General features: G+C 71.1%; 23 protein-coding genes and 2 pseudogenes. 17 read left to right on the forward strand and 8 right to left on the reverse strand.

Annotated elements, in window-relative coordinates:
- Nucleotides 1–122 precede the first annotated feature (122 nt).
- Nucleotides 123–827 carry a TerB family tellurite resistance protein gene (locus ACFSL4_RS02120; RefSeq protein ID WP_381077595.1) on the forward strand — a complete coding sequence of 235 codons (705 nt, stop codon included), beginning with the start codon at nt 123–125 and terminating at the stop codon, nt 825–827.
- Between the two features lie 7 nt (nt 828–834).
- Here ACFSL4_RS02120 and ACFSL4_RS02125 read toward each other — a convergent pair whose 3' ends face one another.
- Nucleotides 835–1,770, reverse strand: a complete 936-nt coding sequence (locus ACFSL4_RS02125) for a dihydrodipicolinate synthase family protein (RefSeq protein WP_381077597.1) — start codon at nt 1,768–1,770, stop codon at nt 835–837.
- Between the two features lie 121 nt (nt 1,771–1,891).
- Here ACFSL4_RS02125 and ACFSL4_RS02130 point away from each other — a divergent pair.
- Nucleotides 1,892–2,250 (forward strand): annotated as a pseudogene (locus ACFSL4_RS02130) (protein phosphatase); the annotation flags it as partial.
- 50 nt (nt 2,251–2,300) lie between these two features.
- Here ACFSL4_RS02130 and ACFSL4_RS02135 read toward each other — a convergent pair.
- Entirely contained in the window at nt 2,301–2,834 is a 534-nt protein-coding gene (locus ACFSL4_RS02135; RefSeq protein ID WP_381077600.1) for a GNAT family N-acetyltransferase, read from the reverse strand.
- 265 nt (nt 2,835–3,099) lie between these two features.
- Here ACFSL4_RS02135 and ACFSL4_RS02140 point away from each other — a divergent pair, with 265 nt between their 5' ends.
- The 9 genes from ACFSL4_RS02140 (at nt 3,100) to ACFSL4_RS02180 (ending at nt 13,044) form a co-directional block, all read left to right on the forward strand.
- Complete coding sequence (locus ACFSL4_RS02140) at nt 3,100–3,888, forward strand: SCO2525 family SAM-dependent methyltransferase (RefSeq protein WP_381077603.1); 789 nt, start codon at nt 3,100–3,102, stop codon at nt 3,886–3,888.
- A 73-nt stretch (nt 3,889–3,961) separates the two neighbouring features.
- Nucleotides 3,962–5,803 (forward strand): SCO2524 family protein, encoded by a 1,842-nt coding sequence (locus tag ACFSL4_RS02145; RefSeq protein WP_381077606.1) that lies wholly within the window; start codon nt 3,962–3,964, stop codon nt 5,801–5,803.
- Nucleotides 5,804–5,805: 2 nt separating this feature from the next.
- Nucleotides 5,806–6,723 carry an SCO2523 family variant P-loop protein gene (locus ACFSL4_RS02150; protein ID WP_381077716.1) on the forward strand — a complete coding sequence of 306 codons (918 nt, stop codon included), beginning with the start codon at nt 5,806–5,808 and terminating at the stop codon, nt 6,721–6,723.
- Nucleotides 6,720–7,700 (forward strand): SCO2522 family protein, encoded by a 981-nt coding sequence (locus ACFSL4_RS02155; protein ID WP_381077609.1) that lies wholly within the window; start codon nt 6,720–6,722, stop codon nt 7,698–7,700. The genes ACFSL4_RS02150 and ACFSL4_RS02155 overlap by 4 nt, the downstream gene beginning before the upstream one ends.
- A 1-nt stretch (nt 7,701) precedes the next feature.
- Nucleotides 7,702–8,670: an SCO2521 family protein gene (locus ACFSL4_RS02160; protein ID WP_381077611.1), complete on the forward strand. Its 969-nt coding sequence runs from the start codon at nt 7,702–7,704 to the stop codon at nt 8,668–8,670.
- 38 nt (nt 8,671–8,708) lie between these two features.
- On the forward strand, nt 8,709–9,737 hold the full coding sequence (locus ACFSL4_RS02165) for a DUF6879 family protein (RefSeq protein WP_381077613.1): 1,029 nt from the start codon (nt 8,709–8,711) through the stop codon (nt 9,735–9,737).
- A gap of 407 nt (nt 9,738–10,144) precedes the next feature.
- Entirely contained in the window at nt 10,145–10,681 is a 537-nt protein-coding gene (gene folE, locus ACFSL4_RS02170) for a GTP cyclohydrolase I (RefSeq protein WP_381077615.1), read from the forward strand.
- A 123-nt stretch (nt 10,682–10,804) separates the two neighbouring features.
- The gene (locus tag ACFSL4_RS02175; protein WP_381077617.1) at nt 10,805–11,440 is read left to right on the forward strand and encodes an NUDIX hydrolase; all 636 of its coding nucleotides are present in this window, start codon (nt 10,805–10,807) and stop codon (nt 11,438–11,440) included.
- Between the two features lie 98 nt (nt 11,441–11,538).
- A complete protein-coding gene (locus ACFSL4_RS02180) occupies nt 11,539–13,044 on the forward strand; it encodes an MFS transporter (RefSeq protein ID WP_381077620.1) in 1,506 nt (501 codons plus the stop codon).
- Between the two features lie 363 nt (nt 13,045–13,407).
- Here the strand turns inward: ACFSL4_RS02180 and ACFSL4_RS02185 are convergent.
- A pseudogene (locus ACFSL4_RS02185) lies at nt 13,408–13,666 on the reverse strand (Scr1 family TA system antitoxin-like transcriptional regulator); the annotation flags it as partial.
- 58 nt (nt 13,667–13,724) lie between these two features.
- Here ACFSL4_RS02185 and ACFSL4_RS02190 point away from each other — a divergent pair.
- Both ACFSL4_RS02190 and ACFSL4_RS02195 read left to right on the forward strand, forming a co-directional pair.
- Nucleotides 13,725–14,033 (forward strand): hypothetical protein, encoded by a 309-nt coding sequence (locus tag ACFSL4_RS02190; protein ID WP_381077623.1) that lies wholly within the window; start codon nt 13,725–13,727, stop codon nt 14,031–14,033.
- Nucleotides 14,030–14,245: a hypothetical protein gene (locus ACFSL4_RS02195; RefSeq protein WP_381077625.1), complete on the forward strand. Its 216-nt coding sequence runs from the start codon at nt 14,030–14,032 to the stop codon at nt 14,243–14,245. Before ACFSL4_RS02190 ends, ACFSL4_RS02195 begins: the two co-directional genes overlap by 4 nt.
- Before the next feature lie 180 nt (nt 14,246–14,425).
- On the opposite strand, the gene ACFSL4_RS02200 is transcribed toward ACFSL4_RS02195, so the two are convergent.
- A complete protein-coding gene (locus ACFSL4_RS02200) occupies nt 14,426–15,889 on the reverse strand; it encodes an MFS transporter (protein WP_381077627.1) in 1,464 nt (487 codons plus the stop codon).
- 87 nt (nt 15,890–15,976) lie between these two features.
- Between ACFSL4_RS02200 and recO the strand changes: the two genes are divergently transcribed.
- From recO to ACFSL4_RS02215, 3 genes are all read left to right on the forward strand, one after another.
- A complete protein-coding gene (gene recO / locus ACFSL4_RS02205; RefSeq protein WP_381077630.1) occupies nt 15,977–16,723 on the forward strand; it encodes a DNA repair protein RecO in 747 nt (248 codons plus the stop codon).
- Nucleotides 16,724–16,792: 69 nt separating this feature from the next.
- A complete protein-coding gene (locus ACFSL4_RS02210; protein ID WP_381077633.1) occupies nt 16,793–17,626 on the forward strand; it encodes an isoprenyl transferase in 834 nt (277 codons plus the stop codon).
- A gap of 70 nt (nt 17,627–17,696) precedes the next feature.
- Nucleotides 17,697–18,236: a YcxB family protein gene (locus ACFSL4_RS02215; protein WP_381077635.1), complete on the forward strand. Its 540-nt coding sequence runs from the start codon at nt 17,697–17,699 to the stop codon at nt 18,234–18,236.
- Between the two features lie 67 nt (nt 18,237–18,303).
- Here the strand turns inward: ACFSL4_RS02215 and ACFSL4_RS02220 are convergent, their stop codons facing one another.
- The 4 genes from ACFSL4_RS02220 to ACFSL4_RS02235 all read right to left on the reverse strand — a co-directional run bounded on the left by ACFSL4_RS02220 (nt 18,304) and on the right by ACFSL4_RS02235 (nt 21,484).
- Complete coding sequence (locus tag ACFSL4_RS02220; protein WP_381077637.1) at nt 18,304–18,726, reverse strand: Fur family transcriptional regulator; 423 nt, start codon at nt 18,724–18,726, stop codon at nt 18,304–18,306.
- A 111-nt stretch (nt 18,727–18,837) separates the two neighbouring features.
- Entirely contained in the window at nt 18,838–19,740 is a 903-nt protein-coding gene (locus ACFSL4_RS02225; RefSeq protein WP_381077640.1) for a metal ABC transporter permease, read from the reverse strand.
- On the reverse strand, nt 19,740–20,507 hold the full coding sequence (locus tag ACFSL4_RS02230) for a metal ABC transporter ATP-binding protein (protein ID WP_381077642.1): 768 nt from the start codon (nt 20,505–20,507) through the stop codon (nt 19,740–19,742). The genes ACFSL4_RS02225 and ACFSL4_RS02230 overlap by 1 nt, the downstream gene beginning before the upstream one ends.
- A gap of 17 nt (nt 20,508–20,524) precedes the next feature.
- Nucleotides 20,525–21,484, reverse strand: a complete 960-nt coding sequence (locus tag ACFSL4_RS02235) for a metal ABC transporter substrate-binding protein (RefSeq protein ID WP_381077644.1) — start codon at nt 21,482–21,484, stop codon at nt 20,525–20,527.
- Between the two features lie 196 nt (nt 21,485–21,680).
- Here ACFSL4_RS02235 and ACFSL4_RS02240 point away from each other — a divergent pair, with 196 nt between their 5' ends.
- Nucleotides 21,681–23,063: a glycine--tRNA ligase gene (locus ACFSL4_RS02240; RefSeq protein WP_381077647.1), complete on the forward strand. Its 1,383-nt coding sequence runs from the start codon at nt 21,681–21,683 to the stop codon at nt 23,061–23,063.
- Nucleotides 23,064–23,342: the final 279 nt, after the last annotated feature.

Here is a 23,342-nt window from a genome sequence, read left to right on the forward strand (position 1 = left end):
GGACCGGCCATTTCCGCCAAAGATCACGGAGAGGTCTCGTCCGGGGTACTGACTTCGCATCAACGATGTGGCTAACATCACGCCAGCACGGCGATGTTGCCGTGCCGTTTCGGAGGTGCGACGTGCTGCCAGGACGGGGACGCAACGGCCGTGGAGTCCGCAAGGGCCGTGCCGCGCGTCTCCTGGGTGTCCGCACCACGTGGACCGCCGTCGGCGACGGCGAGTTCTTCTGCCCGGGCTGCGGGGGCGACCGCAACTACCAGCGCCTCACCGGACGCCGCAGCTTCTCCCTGGCGGGCCTGCCCGTGCTGCCGCGCGGCGAGACCGGCCCGGTCGTGGAGTGCGCGGCCTGCGGCCACCACTACGGCACGGACGTCCTCGACCACCCGACCACCACCCGCTTCTCCGCGATGCTCCGCGACGCCGTCCACACGGTGGCCCTCGCCGTCCTCGCCGCGGGCGGCACCGGCTCCCGCACGTCCCTGGAGACGGCCGCGTCCGCGGTCCGCGCCGCAGGCTTCGAGGACTGCACGGCGGACAGCCTCAGCGCCCTGGTCGACGCCCTGGCCGCCGACACCGGCCGCGTCTGCGGCGAACCGGGCGGCGCCAGCCTGGCCATAGAGCTCCATGAGGCCCTGGACCCGCTCGCCCCCCACCTCGCCCCCACCGGCCGGGAGTCCGTCCTGCTGCAGGGCGCCCGCATCGCCCTCGCGGACGGCCCCTACACCGTCGCCGAGTGCGAGGTCCTCGCCACCGTCGGCGCGGCGCTCACCATCTGCTCGGACGACGTGACCCGACTGCTGGCGGCGGCGCGCACACCGTCGTAGGACCCCGCTACAGCAGCCCGGCCGCCGCCAGATGCTTCCCGACCCGTTCCACCTCCCCCTCCGACAGGGGCACCTGCGGCTGGGCCGTCGCCGGGCAGGCGATCACCCCCCGCAGGTACAGCGCCGCCTTGAACGCCCCCAGGCCCGACGAGCTCGCGCCCATCCGGGCCCTGTCCCCGACGCCCGTCATCCCGTACAGCGCGCACAGCCGCTCCTGCTCCGCCCGCGCCGCGTCCCAGTCGCCCGCACGGCACAGGCGGTCCAGACGGACGTAGCCCTCCGGGTCCACGTTCGCCAGGCCCGGCACCGCCCCGTCCGCGCCCAGCGCCAGGGCCGAGTCCACGACCAGCTCGGACCCCGTCAGCGCGCTGAAGCCCGTGATGCCGGCCCGCGCACGGGCGCCCGTGACGACCGCGCGGAAGCCGGCCAGGTCGCCGCTGGAGTCCTTCAGCCCGGCCAGCGTCCCGTCCGCGGCGAGCTCCAGGACCAGCTCGGCGCTCAGCTTGGTGTGGACGGAGACGGGGATGTCGTAGGCGATCACCGGCACGGGGGAGCGGCCGGCGACCAGCCGGTAGTGGCGGGCGATCTCGGCGGGATGCGTCCGGGTATAGAACGGCGCAGTGACGACCACCGCGTCCGCGCCCGCCTCCACCACGTATGCCACGTGGTCCAGCACACGCGGCGTCGTCATGTCGATCGCCCCGGCCAGGACCGGCAGCCGGCCGGCCACGTGCGCCACCACCGTCCGCACCACCAGACGGCGCTGACTGTCCGTCAGGTGAGCCGCCTCCGAGGACGACCCCAGGACGAACAGGGCGTCCACCCCGCCCGTCACCAGATGGTCCACGAGCCCGAGCAGCGAGGGGACGTCGACCTCGCCTTCCGGCGTCAGAGGGGTGCAGACGGGCGGGACGACACCGGTCAGCGGGGCGGGCAGGGTCATCAGGGCTCCCTGGCGTTCTTCTGGTGGGGTACGTCGGCCACGGCGGTGGCCGGGGAGGGGTGTGCCGCCTGCCGCAGGGGCTCGCGCGCCGGCTCGCCCTCCCGCACAGGATGGTGGCAGCGGAAGCGGTGCCCGGCGGCCGACTCGCCCGGGAGGCCGCGGGCCGCTGGTGGCGGGAGGCGGTGGCGTGCTTGATCGCCGGTCCGTCGTCTCCTGGGAGGCCGGCTGGCTGCGCTGGCCCGACTTCCGCCTGCCCGGCAGCCGTTCCCAGGCGCGCCGGCTGCTCGCCGGGGCGTGGGACCGCGCCGCCGCCGAGCGTGTCGAGGTCGCCCGCGGCGGCGGTCGCGGCCGCACCGGCACGGCGCCGGCCTGCCTCGCCGTGCTGGACGGCGTGCCGCCGGGAACGTCGTGGCGTACGTCCGCGCGCACTGCGACCGGCACGCCGTGGAGACGCCCTGGCAGCGCGGTACGCCCGGCGCTTGACCGTCCGAGCGGGCCTCATGAGCCTCACGGCCCCCGCGCCGTGAGGTTCACAGCCCGAGCGTCATGATGAGCCTGTCCTCCCCGGCGCCGAAGTAGTCCTTGCGCACGCCCTCGTCGGACGAGAAGCCGAGCGACCGGTACAGCGTGATCGCGGCATCGTTCGCCGGCTCCACCGTCAGCCGGACCTCGCGGACGCTCTCGGCGCGCAGCCGGCGCAGCACCTCCAGCATCAGCCGCCGGCCCAGCCCGCGCCCCCGCTGGTCGCGGGTGACGCCGAGGCTGACGATCCAACCCCGGTAGCGGTCGGGTGAGATGACGAACAGGACGTAGCCGTGCAGGCGCTCCCCGTCCTCGAGGACGAGCAGCTGGTCCGCGTGCAGGTCGAAGAGCTGGCGGAGCACGAAGTAGGGGTAGGGGTCGTCGGGGAACGCCTCCCTGTCGACCCGGACGAGTTCGGGCAGGTCCTCCTCCGTGGCTCCCCTCATCGTCAGCGTCCGGTCGACGAGCCCCCGGTCGTGGAACAGCGCCGGGCCGGTCCGGCCCCCATGCGAAGAGAAACGTTCCTGTGGAAACGCAGCCATGCCGCCCCCCAAGCGGAAAGGAGTCAAGGACGCGTTGACACCCGCACGGGTGATACGGGTGGGACGCGTGATCTCTGCCGTTCGGATGTGTTCGACAGAGTTCCGACCATCTTGAGCGGGGTGATCTGGCCGTTCAAGGTGGGATCAGGTCCAACAAGTCATTCGCCCCGGTGCGCCCCCGGTGCGCCCCATGTGCCGTAGTCGCCTTCCATGACACTTGGTCGGAGGGGATCCGCGGGGTGCCTGGCGTTGGTACCGTAAGCCAATGACCTTGAGATCGTCGGGGGATACTCAACTGAATGCGGACGTATCATGGGCCGCATTCGACCCCATCGCCTATGTGGATCACAATTACCGCGACCTGCAGGCAGAGGACGCGGAGATTCTCCACATCGTACGCGATCATTTCGGCGATCATTTCCGAACGCCGCCCCCCGGACCGGTCTCCGGTATCGATGTGGGTGCCGGCGCGAACCTCTATCCCGCACTCGCCATGCTGCCGTGGTGCGACCAGATCACCCTCCTGGAGCGTTCACCCGCGAATGTGCGCTACCTGGAGAGCCAGGTCGATTCCTACGACGCGAACTGGGACCAGTTCTGGCGCGTCCTGTGCAAGAACGACGTGTACGGCGCCCTGGACATGGATCCGCGGGCGAAGTTCCGCGACGTCGTCCGGGTCCGGTCGGGCAACCTGTTCGACCTGGTGCACCACGAGGGGCAGTGGTCCATGGGGACCATGTTCTTCGTCGCGGAGTCGATGACCACCTCCCACAAGGAGTTCGCCCGGGGCGTCGAGTGCTTCCTGCGCGCCCTGGCCCCCGGCGCGCCCTTCGCCGCCGCGTTCATGGAGCATTCCACGGGGTATCACGCGGGTGAGCATTTCTTCCCCGCGTGCGACGTGGGAGAGTCGGAGGTGCACGAGAGCCTGGTGCCTTTCGCCCGGGAGTTCAAGACCACGCGGCTCAAGGCGTCGGCCGCCCTGCGCGAGGGGTATTCGGGAATGATCGTCGCCTGGGGGCGCAGGAATTCGGAGTCCGATATTCCGACCGGTTGAGGAGCGCGGCTTCGACAAGAGAACAGAGAATTCACCGAGCTGATGGCAGCGCGGCCTGTGTGAGGGGCATGGGATGCAGATCAAGCCACGCCAGCATCTGCTGGACATCTGGCAGGCGATCGCCCGCCACTCCTTCGACGGCGGGGAGTGGGCATGGGGCAAATGGGGCGGAGAGAGCAGCGTCGCCGATGCGGAGCGCCTGCTCTGCCTGCTGTACCCGGCTACCGAGATCCCGGCCTTCCGGCTGGACGACCCGGACACCACACAGGACGACGTCCAGCAGACGATGCGCAGGGCAGGCGGACGGCTGGAGATCCCCGCGAACCTCGTCGCCGCCGCAGCCCAGTTCATGCGCATGCACACCGGCGAGGACAAGCGGCCGTCGTTCGCCGGCGGCTACTACTTCTCCTCCAGGGACAAGGACCGGGACCTCACCAAGGAACAGCGTGAGCTCGGGGTGGTCGACTCGTACTCGATGTCCATCACCCTCTGCCTGGCCACGCTCGGCTTCCTCAAGGTCTACGAGTCCAAGACCCGCCGCAGCGACGTCCTGGAGACCATCCAGGAACTGCGCCTCGCCACCAGCGCCCGGCTCACCGCCGCCATGGTGAGCCTGCTGCGCTCCTTCACCGTCAACGTCTTCGACACCGATTCCTCCCAGGGCCGTACGCTGTGCGAACTCCTCGGCCAGGGGCGGCTGTCGCAGCGCCACGTGGTGCAGAAGTTCCAGCGCCGCTTCCGCGCGCTGCGCGCCGCCATCGGGGAGAGCCTCGTCCTCGGCCTCGACGTCGAGGAGGGCCTCAAGGACGAGAACCAGTTCTTCGAGTGCGGCTGGGGCTGGAGCATCATCAAGGACGCGCCCGAGGTGGAGACCGATGAACCCATCGGGACCCAGCCCGAGGGCGTCGCCAACGCGGTGCCGTACCTCTACTTCTCCGTCGTCGCCCTCGACGGCATCCAGGACCTGTTCTCCGACCGGACCCTCACCCTGGGCCTGCTCAGCCCCGAACAGCAGAGGCTCGCCGAGGCGTTACGCCTGCGGTGGGAGATCACCCAGCAGTTCTGGTCGCGCATCGCGCGCTTCGACACCGACCGCTGGCCCCTGGAGGACATCCCCTGGCGCACCACGGGCCAGAAGCTGGAGTCCGAGTACTTCTCCCTCTCCGTCGCCGCCATCCTCATCCACGACCTGATGCGCCGCCGGGCCACCGACGACGACCTGACCCGCACCGTCAGCGTCATGGAACGCCTCGCCGAACGCGGCCGCATCACCAGCCGCATGACCCGCGACGACCCCATGGTCCGGCTGCACAACCCCGGCGTCACCCTGCCGCTGCAGGGCAGCGAACGCATCGGCCCGCCCATGCAGTGGACCATGACCGACTTCTCGGCGCAGCTGCTCAAGCGGACCATCCAGCTGTGCACGCTCTCCCGCAACCTCGACGCACACGACCGCCTGCTGAGACTCGCCGAGCACATCTTCGGCCACGTGTGGCGCCGCCGCCTGCGCGACGGTGAGGGCATCGGCCTGTGGGACAACGTCCACGCCGCCTACCCGGACTCCCCGTCCCTCGACGTACCGGTGTCCTGGAGCATCACCGAACGCGTCACCGAGGTGATGGTCCAAGTCCAGGAGATGTACAAGCAGCCGCCGATCCGCAGCACGAAACTGACCGACCTCGCCCAGGCGTTGCTGAGCGAGTCCACGCACCTCCTCGGCAACGAGCAGATGGAGCCCGCCCCCGCCAGCGAGGGCAACCGCGGCCTGGAACTCAGAGGCATCGAGGTCAAGTTGCGCCGCGCCCGCACGCTCGTGGACGAACAACCCGGCACCGCCTGCGCGTTGGCCCTCGACGTCCTCGGACAGCTGGACGCCCTGGCCCGGGCCCGCGAAGCCGCGGTCCAGGGGGTGTGACCGTGCTCCTGTTCGCCGCCTCCGACAAGGGAGGCACGGGCCGCTCCGTCACCAGCGCCAACCTGGCCTACCACCGTGCGCTGGCCGGCGACGACGTCTGCTACCTGGACTTCGACTTCGGCTCGCCCACCGCGTCGGCCGTCTTCGACGTGCCCGACGCACGCCAGGCCGCCGAGGATTGCGGACTGCACTCCTATCTGGTGGGCGATGTCGGCGAACCGGCCCGCATCGACGTCTGGTCCGACACCGAGCACCGGGTGCTGCGCAACCGGCCGCCCGGCTCCGGCCGCCTGGTCCTGATGCCCGGCGACCTCAGCGGCGGCGAGTTCGCCACCACCGACGACAACCTGCGCCGCTGCGTGGACCTCCTGCTCCGGCTCAACAGCGAGTTCGACCTGATCGTCGTCGACCTCAGCGCCGGCCGCAGCTACGCCGTCGACATGGTCCTGGAGGCCACCGCGCAGCGCGAGATGAGCGGCGTGCAGTTCCGCTGGCTCGTCTTCCACCGCTGGACCCGCCAGCACGTGGCCGCCGCCGCCAGCCTGGTCTTCGGCAGGCGCGGCATCGTCGCCGGAGGCGTGGCCCGCGGCCACGACGAGGACGCGCTGCGCGCCGTCATCCGCTTCGTACGGGCCGCCGTCCCCGATCCCGAGTCGCCACTGTGGTCCCAGGTGTCGGCCACCCAGTCGGCGTGGATGCGCGAGTGCGACCGGGACCTCAAGCACCTCGCCTCCGCCCAGGGCATCGGCTACAGCCAGGTCCTCGGCTCCGTGCCCCTGGAGCCCGTCCTGCAGTGGCGCGAACAGCTCATCACCGACGAGGACGTGCTCGACAGCCAGATCGCCAACAGGGAGACCTGGGAGGCGCTGAGCGAGCTGGCCGGACGGCTCACCGACGACAAGTACTGGGAGCAGCCGTGACGGAAGCCGTGTTCCGCGAGACCGCCGCAGAGCCCCGCACCCAGTCCGTCCCGCTGTCCCACCTCTCCCTGGAGCTCGGCCACCTCTACATGGAGGACTTCGAGGCCGGCCCCGAGCGGCTGCGCGAGCACTTCGCCGAGGTACGGATCTGGGTGGACGCCGCCCGCGCCGCCGCCGCCCGCCGCACCGGTGGCAAGCGGCCCCGCATCAGCACCTGCTTCCTCGTCGACGACTACTTCACCCGCTTCTCCACGCCCGCCGAGCTCGTCCCCGTGATCCTCGAAGAGGCCGGGCGGGCCGGACTGGTCATCGACTACCTCGCCCGCGAATCGGGCTGCGCCGTCGCCGACAAGATCGAGCTGGCCGAGGCCGTGATGCACCGCCTCGTCGAGTCGCCGCCGCCGGGCAGCCACGGCTCCCGCCCGCCCGTCAGCCAGACCGGCTGGCTCGCCAACGGGCAGCGCAGCCCCACCTCCCGCCGCGCCATGGAGGTCAGCGTCTGGCAGCCGCCCCAGGAGACGGCGGCCCGCAACCACTCCGTGTTCATGGACGTCGAACTGTGGTCGGAGAAGGACGGACAGCGCCTGTGGTCCTGCCCGTTCCTCGCCGCCGTCTGGCAACTGGCCCGCCTCGGCCTCCTGCGCCACCTCGGTGAGCCCGTGCTCACCCCGCGCCCCTGGAACGGTGCCGGCTTCCCCTACGACTGGGACCGGTTGCCGCCGCTGATCCAGCTCAACGCCTCCGCGACACCCTTCAGCGCGTACCGCACCTGCACCCTGATGCCGAACCGCTTCCTGGCCGTCGAGGACGCCGTCCGGCTCATCCTCGACCAGATAGACGTCGACGTGGGCGCACTGCGGCAGGTCGCCGAGCGCTCCGCGCGCGAGGGCGCCGCCGTGCCGGCGGCCGTCGCGCAGCGCGCCACCTACGTGTTCTACGAGGAGCCCGCGCCCGCCTTCTCCCCCGGGGAGACCTGAGATGCCGCCTCCCGGACAGTCGGCCCGCCCGGTTCTCGCCTGCGGTGAGGTGCGCACCGGCCTGCTGCCGTCCTTCCAGGCGCTGGACGGCCGGGCCGCCGCCCAACTGCTGCGGCTGCGCGCCGACGAACTGGTCCGCGTCTCCGAACGCCCCAACCTGTACGCGCTCTCCCCGGAGGTCCTCACCGGAGTGGACTGCCGGCTGCCCACCTCCAACGGAGCCAAGGTGCGCGGCGTCGGCACGGTGGCCGCCCGCGCCGCGCTCACCGAAGGCCGCGTCCTGCAGGCCACCGCCTACTTCAGCGCCCCGGCCGCAGGCCCCGACACGCGCCGCCCCTGGGGCCACTACCTCGTCAGGCCCGGCCTGGTCGAACCCTTCGGGAAGCTCCCCGAACAGGCCACCGCCGAGGGCGTACTGCGGGGCGGCGGACGCGGTGAACTGGACCTCGGGATGATCGCCGAGGGGCTGTTCGCCCAGGTGGTGCGCCATCCGCTGCTCGACCACAAGGCACCCTTCAAGTCCCGGCGCACCCATCTGCGCTGGGCCGCACGGCGCGGCCCCGAGGGCGAGGGGCCGTCACTGGAGCGCTTCACGCTCGCCGAGGACGGGCTGCGGACCGTGGAGCTGCGGCTGCCGCAGGACACCCCGGCCGCCGCAGCGGCGGGCCTGTGCGAGGACCTCGCCCTGCACGACTGGCTGCTGACGACCGTGGTGCACATGCTCGACAGCAGCAGGCTCGGCGCGGCGGACGGCCCCTCGGCCGTCCTGGCCCTGCGCCCGGCCGTCGATCACCTACTGCATCTGTGGATGCCCCGCGCCCACGTGGACCGCACGCTGGGCCACCTGTGGGACGTGCTGGAACGGGAACCGGGGTTCACACGCCAGTGGCAGACCCTGGTCCAGCGCATCCGCGACCAACTGGCCGTCCAGGCCGTTCCGTTGCTGCACGAGGCACTGAGCACGCGCTGAAGGGCGGCACAACGACACACCCGACGGGGGAGGCTCATATGAACGGAGCATCGACAGGGGAAGTCAGGACCGCGCCGAGGACCCAGGACCAGACGCAGATACCGAAGCTCCTCAGGAAGACTCTGTTCACGGTCTTAGTCGCCGGCGGCACCTGGGTCCTGACCAGCGTCCTCAACCAGGACAAGAACCAGGTGTGGCAGCTGACCGTGTCCGTCGTCCTCGGCGGCGCCGCGCTGATCATCCAGTACCTCGTGGAGTTCGAGCAGCGGCTGGAGACCATGGAGTCGGGCCACAAGAAGCGCATCCGCGAGATGAAGGACAGCCTGGCCGAGCACAATGCGCAGATGCGCGCGGCCGTCGACGAGAGCTTCGCCAAGATCAACGACGCCACGGAGCTGTTCAGCCAGGTGGACCGGTCGGTGCTCCGCTCCGACGGGGTGACCCGGCTGGCCCGCAAGTACACCCAGGTCGGCGAGCACGGTTCGGAGATCGTCAAGACCTTCGCCCAGGAGGAGATAGGCCGGCTCGCCTCGCTGATGGAGAGCCTCAGCAACGGCAGCGCCGACTGTCCCGGAGAGAACCACGACTGGCTGATCGATCTCACCACCTGTGCCAGGAAGACGGTGTACGCGACCAGCACCTCGGTGGACCGTGACTTCTGGTTCAGCGAGCCCGCGAACCGCTATCTGAAGGCGCAGGAAGAGGCGATCAAGCAGCGCGGTGTGGAGGTGCGGCGGCTGTTCCTCGTCAGCAGGCCCGAGGAGCGCACAGAGAGCCTGGAGCGCCTGTGCGACCGGCACCGGGAGTTCGGCATCGACGCCCGCATCGCGGTCCGGTCGCTGCTGCCGCCGCGCGCCCAGGTGACCCCGCTCAACGACTTCATCCTCTTCGACGGGGAGCTGTCCTACGAGACCGAGCCCGACGTGGAGATCGTGCCCGCCAAGACCTTGCTGAAGATGACCCGCCAGCACGTCGAGGAGCGGGTCAGCCGGTTCAACGTGCTGTGGGAGGCCACCGAGCCCGGCGGTCCGGACTCCGAGCCCGAACCCAGCACGGCGTCCGGCTGAACCCCGGGGGGCGGCTCGACGTCGCGGCGGCCATGGCGGCCCCCCCGCGACGGCGGCCCCCGGGAGAGGCCGGGAGAGTGAGGGATCACTCGGACATCTCCGACAAGTTGCGTGCCCCGGACAGCGGCGGGCAGCATGGCACAGTCAGCACGAAGCTGCTGTTCACAGCACGTGCGTACGCGCTTCTGGCTCTGGTCGACAACAGCGACCGATCCCGTCGGATCCCGTCGGATCCCGTCGGATCCCGTCGGATCCCGTCGGATTCCCTCGGATTCCCTCGGACCCGTCGGATCCCGTCGGAACGTCGTGATCGAGTTCCTCGGGCAACCGCTTTCGCGGAGCCGGCCGCAGGGCGACCTGAAACAGCAGCACTCAAGGCGCCATGGGCGCCCATCAGGAGGTGTTTCATGAGCAGCATCGCCGAGTGGCTCGAACAGAACGTCACCACCGACAAGCGCGCGCTCGACTGGTACCAGGAACCGGAATGCGAACCCCGTATCGTACGGGCCTACCGCGAACTGCTGAGCGGCTACGAGATCGACACCTCGACCATCCTCAAGACCACGGTCGAGGTCAAGGGCGAGCACGCCGGCGTGGTCCGCGTGCACGACATCAACTACTACTCGATCTGCGCGCACCACTTCCTGCCCTTCTACGGCAAGGTGGCGATCTCCTACGTGCCCGGCGACCGGATCCTGGGCCTCGGCAAGTTCCCCCGGCTGGTACAGGCGTTCAGCCGCAGGTTCCAGATCCAGGAGCACCTCGTGAAGGACATCGCCGAGGAGATCATGACCTCGGGCGGTGCCCGTGCGGCGCGGGTCGTCTCCACCGGCCGGCACATGTGCATGTGCAGCCGGGGCCCGTCCGACCAGACGGTGATCACCGACACCTCCTATGTCGCGGGCGACAAGGAGCTGTTCCTCCGGTACGGCCTGGACGACTGACGGGCCCGTCGGCCGACGCACCCGGCTTCGCGCCCAGGACACCGGGCCGTCCGCCGCGCGAAGCCGCGCCGTCCGGCACGTCCGGCACGTTCGTGACGGGAGGCCGGAGAACGGTGATGAGACATGAAACTGGACTTCCTTCCACCGCACGCGCTGAACGACGGCGCCGAGCACCACTACTGCCTGCGCTGCCACGGCGAGCCGGTGGAGTGGCGCACCACCGGCGGCCGGCGGCACTGCGTGTGCCCCGCCTGCGGTCACACCGCCGACCGGGCGCTGGTGCTCGATCCCGCGGTCCGGTGGTGGACGGACGCCGACGGCGAGTACTGGCACGAGACGGCGGGCGTGTTCGTCCATGACGTCCGCGGCCGCCTCCTGTTCTTCGACCGCACGGCGTTCCCCTTCGGCCTGACGATCCCCGCCGGACACGTCGAGTGCGGCGAGCACCCCGGCGAGGCGGCGGCGCGCGAACTCCGGGAGGAGACCGGCATCGCCGGTGAGCGGCTGGAACACCTGGCCCGCGTCCCCGTACCCGGTGACGGCTGCCGCCGCGGCGCCGACGCCCATCTGTGGCACGTCTACCGCACCGCCGACGCGGTGGACACCGGCCTCGCGGTGCACCTCGGCCCGGAGGGCACCTCGGCCGTATGGCTGACACCCGACGAGGCGCTGCACCATCCGGTCCCGGTCACCTACGCCGTACGCCGCCTGCTGGACGCCTACCGCGGCGCGCCGGTCTCCTCCCGAGCGACCGGTTGACGCCGGTGGCCCGGGGCACGTCAGACGCCCGTGCCGGGGTTCCGGCGCGGGCCGGACGACGGGAATGGACCGGACTGGCCGTCCTCGCGCTGCCGACGATGCTCATCGGTCTCGACATGACCGTGCTGCACCTGGCCGCGCCCCACCTCAGCGAGCGACTGCATCCGAGCACCACGGAACTGCTGTGGATCATCGACATCTACGGCTTCATGGTCGCCGGCTTCCTCGCCACCATGGGAACGCTGGGGGACCGGATCGGGCGCCGCAGACTCCTGCTCTCGGGCGCCGCCGCCTTCGCAGCGGCCTCGCTGCTCGCCGCCTGCTCGTCCGGCGTGGGGATGCTCATCGCCTCGCGGGCGCTGCTCGGGGTCGCCGGGGCCACGTTGATGCCGTCGACGCTCTCCCTGATCAGCAACATGTTCCGCGACCCGGGGCAGCGGCGGCTCGCGGTCGCGGTGTGGATGACCAACTTCAGCATCGGCGGAATGATCGGCCCGCTGATCGGCGGGCTGTTCCTGGAGCACTTCTGGTACGGCTCGGTGTTCCTGCTCGGGGTGCCGGTAGGCGTCGTCCTGCTGATCGCCGGCCCGCTGCTGCTGCCCGAATTCCGCGACCCGCAGGCCGGGCGGCTCGATCCGCTCAGCGCCGTCCTGTCCATCGCGACCGTGCTGCCGGTGGTCTACGGCTTCAAACAGGTCGCCCAGCACGGCCTTCACGCACTGCCGCTGCTGAGCATGGTCGTGGGGCTCTGCCTCGGTGCGGTCTTCGTGCGCAGGCAGTTGAAGCTCGCCGACCCCATGCTCGACCTGAGGCTGTTCTCCCGCCCGGCGTTCGGGGTGTCGCTCGGCGGGCTGACCCTGGGGCTCTTCGCGGTGACCGGCACACAGTTCCTGCTCCTGCAGTACTTCCAACTGGTGCTGGGACTGTCCCCCCTGGCGACCGGGCTGTGGACGCTGCCCGCGGTGGCGGCGGGCGTGGTGGGCGCGCTGCTGGCCCCACTCGCGGCGAACCGGACGAACCCGCTCTGGATCATGTCGGGTGGGTTCCTGCTGTCCGTACCGGGCCTGGTACTGCTCACCCAGGCACGCACGACATCCGGACCGGTCCCCGCCGTCATCGCCTTCGCCATCGCCTCCTTCGGCATCCAGGCGGCGCTCGCCCTGACCAACGACGTGATCATCAGCAGCGCCCCACCCGAACGCGCCGGCAACGCCTCGGGGGTCGGGGAGACCGGCGCGAACCTGGGCGAGGCGCTGGGCGTGGCCGTCGCCGGATCCGTCGCCGCGGCCGTGTACCGGGCGACGATGGACGGCGGCAGCCTTCCGGGCCGCATCGGACCCGACCTCACCGAGGCCGCCCGCGCCACCCTGGGCGGCGCCGCCGAGGTCGCCGGCCGGCTGCCGGAACGGCTCGGCGGCGAACTCCTCGCCCTCGCCCGAAGGGCCTTCACCGACGGCCTGCACGCGGCGGCCCTGCTCAACGTCGGGGTCCTGCTGGCCCTGGCCGCGGCCCACCTGACGCTGCTGCGCCACGAGACGGCACACCGGGACCCCGGCGAACTCGACCCGGAACTCCGGGAGGCGACGGTGCCGGACGGGCGGTAGGCCGATGGGCCTGTTCGTACGGGTGGGAAGGCAGGGAAGTGAGGAAGTGAACGGATGCACCAACCGGTCGACCAGCGGGCACCGTGAGCGGGCGGAGGAACCGTCCGGCGGACGCGACGCGTTTCTCGAAGGAGCCCGGCGGCCGCTCGCCGAGGCTCCGTCCTGCCGCAGGCGCCGGTTCGGCCCGGTGTGCCCCGGTGGGCGGTTGCGCCCACCGGCTTTGCGGTGGACGCCGAACCCGCCCGGCGTGCATGCGGGGTGCTGATGCGCCCGCCAACTCCGGGTGCTGACCGGATGCGCGCCCGCTCCGCGCGGGCCGCCACCTTCTCCTGGATGTGCTCCCGTGATGTGCTCCCGTGCGACGAACGGGCTGCTCGCCAGGGTCACCGCTCGTGTGTACTCCGCCGTCTGCAACAGCCCCGGCACCAACGTCGGCGCGAACTCGCAGATCTTCGTCGCCGTCCGCTCCAGCTCCACGACTCCGCGAAGTAATCCGCGTACCGCTTGTCGTCGATCAGCTGTCGCCACGTGCGCTCGAAAGCGTCAATCCCGCGTTCTCCCGCCGCCGTTTCAGCTCCGCGCCGAAGAACTCCCACGCCACCTGGCGCGAACTGCCGGCCATAGCTGAACGCCCTTTCGCTGCCCCGCGCTTGTAGAGCCCGGATGGCTGCCGAGTATAGATGCGCAACGTCACCGTGGAGATGCGAAGCGTAAAAGCCGGAGAGGAAGGGGAGCACGTGTCTGCGGCACATGTATCACTCGGGGGACGGCACTCGGCGCGTTGCGTCGAAGAGGCGGAGGACATCGTGAAGGAATTGCGTGCGGCGCTCGCGAGCGCCGGAATCCTGTTGCCGTCGCTCCGGCTCGACCCGGTGAGTGTTGCGCGTGAGGCACCGTGTCCACTCGTTGAACTGGGCGGCTGTTCCGCCGGCGTCGCCGCCCGCCTCGCGGCGGCCCTGCGCGCCGAGCGGGTCGCGGAGGTGGGATGAGGCCGCCGATCGGGGCGTACGCCGTCGACGTCCGCACCGGACGGGTGGGCGTGGTGATGGGGCACGAGGGGCCGTACGTACAGCTGCGGCCGTACGGCGGTGGCAGGGAGTGGGATGCCGAGCCGGGGGCCGTGCGCATCGCGACCCCGACGGAGCGCCTGAGCGCGGCGACCGCGTACGCCAACGCCCGCAGCCGGGGCGAGGTGCCTTGAGGTGCTTCCTTCCGGGGCGGGTCTTGAGGTGTTCCTTCCGGGTGGGGCCGGCCTTGAGGCGTTCCCTTCCGGGGTGGGCCTCGACGCGCTCCCTCCCGGGCGGGCCCGGTCTTGACGTGCTCCCCTCCCGGGCGGGCCCGGTCTTGATGTTCTCCCCTCCCGGGCGGGAACGCCCCCGCGTCAGCCCGCGCGGTGGCGGGCGACGGCCCGCAGCAGGGACGCGACCGCCGCGATCAGGATGACGAACACGGCCGTGACGGTCACCATCGCTGTGGGGGCCGAGCGCAGGCCGGGGCCGGCCGCGGCGAAGAAGACCATGCCGAACACGGTGACCCCCAGGGAACTGGCGAACTGCTGGGTGGTGCTGAGCGTGCCGGAGGCGGACCCCGCCTCCGCCGGGCCGACGCGGGCCAGCGCGAAGCCGATCAGCGGCGGCAGCAGGAGGCCGTTGCCGAGGCCGATGAGGGCGAGCGCGGGCATCAGCGCGGGGCCGGTGACGTCGTTCCCGGCGATCGCGAGGTGGGCGGCGAGGGCGGTCAGACCGGTGATGATCAGCGCGGCCCCGGTGGCGGGCACGGCCGTCCCGTGCCGGGCCGTCAGTCGTCCGCTGAGCAACGAGGCGGTGCTGAACAGCACGGCCTGGGGGACGAAGACCACGGCCGCCGTGACGGGGCGGGCGCCGAGGCCGCCCTGCAGGAGGAGGGCGAGCGTGAACAGGTAGGCCCCGAAGTAGGACTGGAAGAGGCCGATCGCGAGGAGCACGGTCGTGAACGGGCGGTTGCCGAGCAGCCCGGGATGCACCACGGGGTCGCCGCCGCGCTCCCGCAGGGTCCGCTGCCAGCCCAGGGTGAGCCGGCCCGTGGGCACGGCGACGGCCGGGCAGACCCAGGTCCACACCGGCCAGCCCTCCTGGCGGCCGAGTGACAGCGGCGCCAGGACCAGGGCCAGGGTGAGCGTGACGCCGACCGCGCCCAGCGGATCGAACCGCCGGTCAGTCCGGCCCCGTGCGGGCGGTGGCAGCACGAGCAGGGCGAATCCGGCGGCGATCAGGCCGACCGGCACGTTCACCAGGAAGACGGTGCGCCAGCCCAGCCCGAGGACGTCCGCTTCGAGCAGCAGTCCGCCGAGCAACTGCCCGGTGACCGCGCCGATCCCGTTGACGGCGCCGTACCACGCGGTGGCCCGGCCCCGGTGCGCGGCCGGGAAGTGGGCCGTGACCAGCGAGAGCACCTGCGGCACCATCACGGCCGCCGCGAGGCCCTGCGCCAGCCGGGCCGCGACGAGTTGGGCCGGGGACTGGGCGAGCCCGCACAGCAGCGAGGTCGCCGTGAAGGCGGACAGGCCGGTGACGAACATCCGCCGGTAGCCGTACCGGTCACCGAGCCGGCCGCCGGTCACCAGGCCCGCCGCGTACGCGAACCCGTACCCGGCGACGACGAGTTCCAGCGCCGCGTCGCTCATGCGCAGATCGGTGTGGAGCGCCGCCGTGGCGATGTTGACCACGAAGAGGTCGAAGCTCGCCATGAAGGTGGCGCTCAGCGCGACGGCGAGCATGCGCCACGCGCGGGGATCCGGTGCGGTGTGCTCCGCGGCGACCGCTGAGGGGGCGGCCGGCGGATCGGGGCGGGCATGGGCGCGGGTCATGAAAAACATCGATATCACCGATATGCCCATCCGCTGGTCTCCGGCTCGCCCGGCCGCACGGGCTCGCAGGAGGGCAGAATGGGGCTCATGAGCCTGTTCCGCGACGACGGCATCGTGCTGCGCACCCAGAGGCTGGGTGAGGCGGACCGGATCATCACCCTGCTCACCCGCGGGCACGGACGCGTGCGCGCCGTGGCCCGCGGGGTGCGGCGGACCAAGTCCAAGTTCGGGGCCCGGCTGGAGCCCTTCTCCCATGTGGACGTGCAGTTCTTCGCGCGGGGGAGCGAGCTGGTGGGGCGCGGCCTGCCGCTGTGCACGCAGAGCGAGACCATCGCTCCCTACGGCGGCGGCATCGTGACCGACTACGCGCGCTACACGGCCGGTACGGCCATGCTGGAGACCGCCGAGCGCTTCACCGACCACGAGGGCGAGCCGGCGGTGCAGCAGTATCTGCTGCTGGTCGGCGGACTGCGCACCCTCGCCCGGGGCGAGCATGCGCCGCACCTCGTGCTGGACGCCTTCCTGCTGCGCTCCCTCGCCGTCAACGGCTACGCGCCCAGCTTCGGCGACTGCGCGAAGTGCGGCATACCCGGCCCGAACCGTTTCTTCTCCATGGCGTCCGGCGGGGTCGTCTGCGGGGACTGCAGGGTGCCCGGCAGCGTCGTACCCTCGCCGCGGGCCCTCGAACTGCTCGGCGCGCTGCTCACGGGAGACTGGGAGACCGCGGACGCGTGCGAGCCGCGGTACGTCCGGGAGGGCAGCGGACTGGTGTCGGCGTATCTGCACTGGCACCTGGAGCGCGGACTGCGCTCGCTCCGGTACGTGGAGCAGTAGGCGGAACAGCAGAAACAGCAGCAGACGACAGCAGCAGAACGACAGCAGAACGAGGGAGACGAGAAGCACATGGCCGTACGCGGGTTCCTGGGGCGCCAGCGCCGCGAGTACAAGACGCCGGAGCCGCACCCGTCCGGGGCCCGCCCGCCGAAGCTCCCCGGCGAGCTGGTGCCGAACCACGTGGCGATCGTCATGGACGGCAACGGCCGCTGGGCCAAGGAGCGCGGCCTGCCGCGCACCGAGGGGCACAAGGTCGGCGCGGAGCGGGTGCTGGACGTGCTGCAGGGCGCGGTCGAGATCGGCGTCCGCAACATCTCCCTCTACGCGTTCTCCACGGAGAACTGGAAGCGCTCGCCGGACGAGGTGCGCTTCCTGATGAACTTCAACCGCGACTTCATCCGCAAGACCCGCGACCAGCTCGACGGGCTCGGCATCCGGGTGCGCTGGGTGGGCCGGATGCCCAGGCTGTGGAAGTCGGTGGCCAAGGAGCTCCAGGTCGCCCAGGAGCAGACCAAGGGCAACGACATGCTCACGCTGTACTTCTGCATGAACTACGGCGGCCGCGCCGAGATCGCGGACGCGGCGCAGGCCCTCGCGGAGGACGTGAAGGCGGGCAGGCTCGATCCGTCGAAGGTCACGGAGAAGACCCTCGCGAGGTACATGTACTACCCGGACATGCCGGACGTGGACCTGTTCCTGCGGCCGAGCGGCGAGCAGCGCACCTCCAACTACCTGATCTGGCAGAGCGCCTACGCCGAGATGGTGTTCCAGGACGTCCTGTGGCCGGACTTCGACCGGCGCGACCTGTGGCGGGCGTGCGTGGAGTTCGCCTCCCGCGACCGCCGGTTCGGCGGGGCGATCCCGAACGAGGAGCTGCTGGCCATGGAGGGCAACCAGGAATAACCCGGCGTGCTCCGTCACGCCCTGCCGTTACGATCATGGCTCGTCACCGGCGATCACCTGGGGAGGGGCCATGGTCGAGCGGACCGTGGAGCAGCACGAGACCGATGTCGTACTGGAGTACGAGTACCGGCAGGAGGAGATGACCGACGCCCTGCGGGTGATGCTGCGCAGGCAGGGCAGGGCGGGGATCCTCCACCGCCCCGTCGTCCTGGTGGGCTTCGCCCTGTTCGGGGTGGCGCTGCTGGTCGGGGGCGTGCGGGGCGACGACGCCACCCTCGTCTCGTTCGGGGTGATGCTCGCGCTCTGGCCGGTGCTGATGTCCCGGGTGCCCCAGAAGATGGCCCGCCGGCTGATCGGGGCGAACCAGCACCACGGTGTGATGCGGGTGACCGTCGGCGAGCAGGGCGTCCGCACGGTCAGCGCCCACGTCGACGCGCGCATGGGGTGGGCCAACTACGGCACCTACGCCGAGACCGACCGCTGCTTCCTGCTGCGCAGCCCCGACCGTGGAGGAACCTGCGCGGTGGTGCTCGTCAAACGGGGTGCGCGGAGCCCGGAGGACGTGGACCGGCTGCGGGCCCTGCTGGACCGGCAGCTGCCCCGCGCGTGAGCGTCGCCTGCGGCTTGCGCGGGCACCCTCGCCTTCGGCCCCTGGGCGCCCGCTGCGGTGCCGGTCGTCAGCCCTCGGTCGCGGCGCTCGCGCACGCCGCGCACGTTCCGAAGATCTCCACCGTGTGCGCCACGTTGACGTAGCCGTGCTCGGCCGCGATCGCCTCGGCCCACTTCTCCACCGCCGGGCCCTCGACCTCGACCGCCTTGCCGCAGACGCGGCAGACCAGGTGGTGGTGGTGCTCGCCGGTGGAGCAGCGGCGGTACACCGACTCGCCGTCGGAGGTGCGCAGGACGTCGACCTCGCCGGCCTCGGCGAGGGACTGCAGGGTGCGGTAGACGGTGGTGAGGCCGACGGAGTCGCCCTTGTGTCTGAGCATGTCGTGGAGCTCCTGCGCGCTGCGGAACTCGTCGACCTCGTCGAGCGCCGCAGCCACGGCGGCGCGCTGGCGGGTGGATCGTCCCCGTACGGGCGGGCCGGCGGTCGTCACCGTTGCCTCCTTCTCGATGGCTCGCTCACCTGCGGGGCGCGCCCCTTCGGCTCTCTCACGGCTCACGTCTGCGCCTTGCCGGGCCATTGTGCCAGCCCGGCCTGTGCGTGGTCAGACTCCGGCTCCGTCGGCGGCCTCCCGGCCGGCCGGGATCGCGCACTCCACGGGGTCCCCGGCGGTCTGCGCGGCGGCCAGCGCCCGCGCGCGTCGCCGGGCGAGCGGCGTCGCCAGCGCGGTGAGCGCGATGAACGCGGCGATCGTCAGCAGCACGATCGTCGCACCGGGCGGCACGTCCTGGTAGTACGACGTGATCGTGCCGCCGATGGTCACGGTGACGCCGATGGCGACCGCGATCGCGAAGGTCGCGGTGAAGCTGCGGCCCAGCTGCTGCGCCGCCGCCACCGGGACCACCATCAGTGCCGACACCAGCAGCAGACCGACCACCCGCATCGCGACGGTCACCGTCACCGCCGCGGTGACCGCCGTCAGCAGGTTCAGCGCCCGCACCGGCAGGCCGGTCACCCGCGCGAACTCCTCGTCGTGGCTGACCGCGAAGAGCTGGCGGCGCAGTCCGAGGGTGACCAGGACCACGAACGCCGCCAGCAGGCAGATCGCCACGACGTCCGAGGGGGAGACCGTCGACAGCGACCCGAACAGGTACGAGGTCAGGTTCGCGTTGGAGCCGCCGGGCGCGAGGTTGATGAACATCACACCGCCCGCCATGCCGCCGTAGAAGAGCATGGCGAGCGCGATGTCGCCGCGTGTCCTGCCGTACCAGCGGATCAGCTCCATCAGGACCGCGCCGAGCACCGAGACGGCGGTCGCCATCCACACCGGTGAGGCCGACAGCAGGAAGCCCAGGCCGACGCCGGTCATCGCCACATGGCCGATGCCGTCGCCCATCAGGGCCTGGCGGCGCTGTACGAGGTAGATGCCGACGGCCGGTGCGGTGATGCCGACCAGGACGGCGGCGAGCAGGGCCCGCTGCATGAAGGCGTAGTTCAGGAGGTCCATCAGCTCAGCAGTCCCGTGCGCGTCGGTTCGGCGCCCGCGGTGGTGTGCGGGTGCACGTGGTCATGGCCGGGCAGGGCATGTTGGCCCACGGCCTTCGGGGGCGGGCCGTCGTGCAGGACGCAGCCGTCGCGCAGCACGACCGCCCGGTCGATGAGCGGCTCCAGGGGGCCCAGCTCGTGCAGCACCAGCAGTACGGTCGCACCGGCCGCGACCTGGCTCCGCAGGGTCCGGGCGAGCACCTCCTGGCTGGCCAGGTCGACGCCCGCCATCGGCTCGTCCATGATCAGCAGTTCGGGTTCGGAGGCGAGCGCGCGGGCGATCAGCACGCGCTGGTGCTGGCCGCCGGAGAGCGCGTTCACGGAGTCCCCGGACCGGTCCGCCATGCCGACCAGGTCCAGTGCCCTCCGTACGGCCTCACGGTCGGCCCTGCGCAGGATGCTGAAGCGGGCGCGGGAGAGCCGGCCGGAGGAGACCACCTCGGTCACCGTGGCGGGCACGCCGCCCGCGGCGGTCGTGCGCTGCGGCACGTAGCCGATGCGGTGCCAGTCGCGGAAGCGGCGCTGCGGTGTGCCGAACAGCTCGATCTCGCCGGCGTCGGTCTGCACCTGGCCGATGACGCTGCGCACGGCGGTCGACTTGCCCGAGCCGTTCGCCCCGAGCAGCGCGACGACCTCACCGCGGTGCACGGCGAGGTCGATGCCGCGCAGGACGGGGCGTGCGCCCAGGTCGGCGCGTACGCCGCGCAGGGATATGACGGGTTCGCCCATCGCGTCCTCCGTAACGATCACTTGGTTCCCAGGGCCTTCCGCAGCGCGTTCAGGTTGGACTCCATGACCTGGAAGTAGTCGCGGCCACGGGACTTGGCGGTGATGCCCTCGATCGGGTCGAGGACGTCCGTCGTCAGGTGCGCGTCCTCGGCGATGGTCTTCGCGGTCTCGTCGCTGACGAGCGTCTCGTAGAAGACCGTGGAGACGCCGTCGGTGCGCGCCATCTTCTCAAGGTCCTTGACGCGGGCGGCACTGGGCTCGGACTCCGGGTCAAGGCCGTTGATGGCCTCCTCGGTGAGGCCGTAGCGCTCGGCGAGGTAGCCGAAGGCGGCGTGTGTGGTGATGAAGACCTTGGTCCGGGTGTTCCGCAGGCCCTCGGAGAACCGCGCGTCGAGGCCGCCGAGCCTCTTGACCAGCGCGTCGGTGTTCTTCCGGTAGGCGTCCGCGTGGTCCGGGTCGGCCTTCTCGAACGCCTTGCCGACGCCCTTGGCGACCTCGGCGTAGCGCACCGGGTCGAGCCAGATGTGCGGGTCCTCGCCCCCGCTCTCTTCGCTCGTGTGGGCGTCGTGGGCGGCGGCGTGCCCGCCGACCTCGTTGCCGTGGTCCTCCAGGCTGGTCAGGGAGGCGGCGTCGATCTTCGTCCCGATCCCGGACTGGGCCACCGCGTCGTCGATGGAGGGCTGGAGGCCCTTGAGGTAGAGCACCGCGTCGGACTGCTCCAGCTGCGCGGTCTGCCGGGCGCTGATCTCAAGGTCGTGCGGTTCCTGCCCGGGCCGGGTGAGACTGGTGACATGGACGTACTTCCCGCCGATCTGCTCGGCGAGGAAGGCCATCGGGTAGAACGACGCGACGACGTCGAACCTTCCGGTGTCGCCGCCCGCGGCGCCGGCGGAGGAGCAGGCGGAGGTCGCCGCGAGGGTCAGGGCGGTGACACCGGTCAGGGCGGCCGCGGGTATGAGGCGTCGTCGTACGTTCATGACAGTCATTTTCAACAAAGATGGAAACCGTTGTCAACAAGCCTCCGGGTGAGGAGTCCGTGAACCCGGGGACCCGCTTCCGGTGCCGACCGATTTGGCCGGAGGGGAGCCCCCGCCGGTAACCTGAAGCATTCGCTCTGAAGCAATGCTCTGAAGCAGTCGCTTCGTCGCCCGTCGTCGTAATGAAGAGAGCACCGTGGCCGCCGACAAGATCGACACCATCGTCAACCTGAGCAAGCGCCGTGGCTTCGTATTCCCCTGCAGCGAGATCTACGGCGGTCAGCGGGCCGCCTGGGACTACGGACCTCTTGGTGTCGAGCTCAAGGAGAACATCAAGCGCCAGTGGTGGCGCTACATGGTGACGTCACGCGAGGACGTCGTCGGTATCGACTCGTCGGTGATCCTGGCGACCGAGGTCTGGGTGGCCTCCGGTCACGTCGCCACCTTCACCGACCCGCTCACCGAGTGCACCTCCTGTCACAAGCGTTTCCGCGCCGACCACCTGGAGGAGGCGTACGAGGCCAAGCACGGCCGCCTCCCGCAGGACGGCCTCGCGGAGATCAACTGCCCCAACTGCGGCACCAAGGGCCAGTTCACCGAGCCCAAGCAGTTCTCGGGCCTGCTCTCCACCCACCTCGGCCCGACGCAGGACAGCGGCTCCGTCGCGTATCTGCGCCCCGAGACCGCGCAGGGCATCTTCACCAACTTCCTCCAGACCCAGCAGACCTCGCGCCGCAAGCCGCCGTTCGGCATCGCTCAGATGGGCAAGTCGTTCCGCAACGAGATCACGCCGGGCAACTTCATCTTCCGCACCCGCGAGTTCGAGCAGATGGAGATGGAGTTCTTCGTCAAGCCGGGCGAGGACGAGAAGTGGCAGGAGTACTGGATGCAGGAGCGCTGGAACTGGTACAGGGGTCTCGGCCTGCGCGAGGAGAACATGCGCTGGTACGAGCACCCGAAGGAGAAGCTCTCCCACTACTCCAAGCGCACGGCCGACATCGAGTACCGCTTCCAGTTCGGCGGCTCGGAGTGGGGCGAGCTGGAGGGCGTCGCCAACCGCACCGACTACGACCTCTCCGCGCACTCCAAGGCCTCCGGCCAGGACCTGTCGTACTTCGACCAGGAGGCCGGCGAGCGCTGGACGCCGTTCGTCATCGAGCCGGCGGCGGGCGTCGGCCGCACGATGCTGGCGTTCCTCCTGGACGCCTACGTCGAGGACGAGGCGCCGAACGCCAAGGGCAAGATGGAGAAGCGCACGGTGCTGCGCCTGGACCACCGCCTCGCGCCGGTGAAGGTCGCGGTGCTCCCGCTGTCGCGCAACCCCGAACTGTCCCCGAAGGCCAAGGGCCTGGCCCAGACCCTGCGCCGGAACTGGAACATCGAGTTCGACGACGCGGGTGCCATCGGCCGCCGCTACCGCCGCCAGGACGAGATCGGCACGCCGTACTGCGTGACGGTCGACTTCGACACGCTGGACGACAACGCGGTGACGGTGCGCGAGCGTGACTCGATGAAGCAGGAGCGGGTGTCCCTCGACCAGATCGAGGGTTACCTCGCGGGCCGCCTCGTCGGCTGCTGACCACCTCACGGGAGCCGGTTCTTCGACGCCGGGCGGGCCGGACACTCCGGCCCGCCCGGCGTTCGCCGTCCCGGCCACGGCTCGCCACCGGGTTCCAGACGGTCCTGGACCCGGTGCTGCGCGGGCCGCGGGCCCGGTGACGGGCTACGGCAGACAGAACTCGTTGCCCTCCGGGTCCCGCATGGCCCACCAGCGGCCTGCCGGGCCCCCGGTCCACCTCCTCGACGCGGGCCACGCCCAGGGACTCCTGCCGCGCGGCCGTCGCAGCGCGGCGGGCGG

Origin of the sequence: Streptomyces caeni, from assembly GCF_042678285.1 — a bacterium.
Lineage (GTDB): Bacteria > Actinomycetota > Actinomycetes > Streptomycetales > Streptomycetaceae > Streptomyces > Streptomyces caeni.

What these genes read in the sequence shown, in the direction of transcription:
- ACFSL4_RS02125 (WP_381077597.1), bottom strand. Translation starts at nt 1,770, where the DNA reads ATGACCCTGCCCGCCCCGCTGACCGGTGTCGTCCCGCCCGTCTGCACC.
- ACFSL4_RS02135 (WP_381077600.1), bottom strand. Translation starts at nt 2,834, where the DNA reads ATGGCTGCGTTTCCACAGGAACGTTTCTCTTCGCATGGGGGCCGGACC.
- ACFSL4_RS02140 (WP_381077603.1), top strand. Translation starts at nt 3,100, where the DNA reads ATGACCTTGAGATCGTCGGGGGATACTCAACTGAATGCGGACGTATCA.
- ACFSL4_RS02145 (WP_381077606.1), top strand. Translation starts at nt 3,962, where the DNA reads ATGCAGATCAAGCCACGCCAGCATCTGCTGGACATCTGGCAGGCGATC.
- ACFSL4_RS02160 (WP_381077611.1), top strand. Translation starts at nt 7,702, where the DNA reads ATGCCGCCTCCCGGACAGTCGGCCCGCCCGGTTCTCGCCTGCGGTGAG.
- ACFSL4_RS02165 (WP_381077613.1), top strand. Translation starts at nt 8,709, where the DNA reads ATGAACGGAGCATCGACAGGGGAAGTCAGGACCGCGCCGAGGACCCAG.
- folE (WP_381077615.1), top strand. Translation starts at nt 10,145, where the DNA reads ATGAGCAGCATCGCCGAGTGGCTCGAACAGAACGTCACCACCGACAAG.
- ACFSL4_RS02175 (WP_381077617.1), top strand. Translation starts at nt 10,805, where the DNA reads ATGAAACTGGACTTCCTTCCACCGCACGCGCTGAACGACGGCGCCGAG.
- ACFSL4_RS02180 (WP_381077620.1), top strand. Translation starts at nt 11,539, where the DNA reads ATGCTCATCGGTCTCGACATGACCGTGCTGCACCTGGCCGCGCCCCAC.
- ACFSL4_RS02190 (WP_381077623.1), top strand. Translation starts at nt 13,725, where the DNA reads ATGCGCAACGTCACCGTGGAGATGCGAAGCGTAAAAGCCGGAGAGGAA.
- ACFSL4_RS02195 (WP_381077625.1), top strand. Translation starts at nt 14,030, where the DNA reads ATGAGGCCGCCGATCGGGGCGTACGCCGTCGACGTCCGCACCGGACGG.
- ACFSL4_RS02200 (WP_381077627.1), bottom strand. Translation starts at nt 15,889, where the DNA reads ATGACCCGCGCCCATGCCCGCCCCGATCCGCCGGCCGCCCCCTCAGCG.
- recO (WP_381077630.1), top strand. Translation starts at nt 15,977, where the DNA reads ATGAGCCTGTTCCGCGACGACGGCATCGTGCTGCGCACCCAGAGGCTG.
- ACFSL4_RS02210 (WP_381077633.1), top strand. Translation starts at nt 16,793, where the DNA reads ATGGCCGTACGCGGGTTCCTGGGGCGCCAGCGCCGCGAGTACAAGACG.
- ACFSL4_RS02215 (WP_381077635.1), top strand. Translation starts at nt 17,697, where the DNA reads ATGGTCGAGCGGACCGTGGAGCAGCACGAGACCGATGTCGTACTGGAG.
- ACFSL4_RS02225 (WP_381077640.1), bottom strand. Translation starts at nt 19,740, where the DNA reads ATGGACCTCCTGAACTACGCCTTCATGCAGCGGGCCCTGCTCGCCGCC.
- ACFSL4_RS02230 (WP_381077642.1), bottom strand. Translation starts at nt 20,507, where the DNA reads ATGGGCGAACCCGTCATATCCCTGCGCGGCGTACGCGCCGACCTGGGC.
- ACFSL4_RS02235 (WP_381077644.1), bottom strand. Translation starts at nt 21,484, where the DNA reads ATGAACGTACGACGACGCCTCATACCCGCGGCCGCCCTGACCGGTGTC.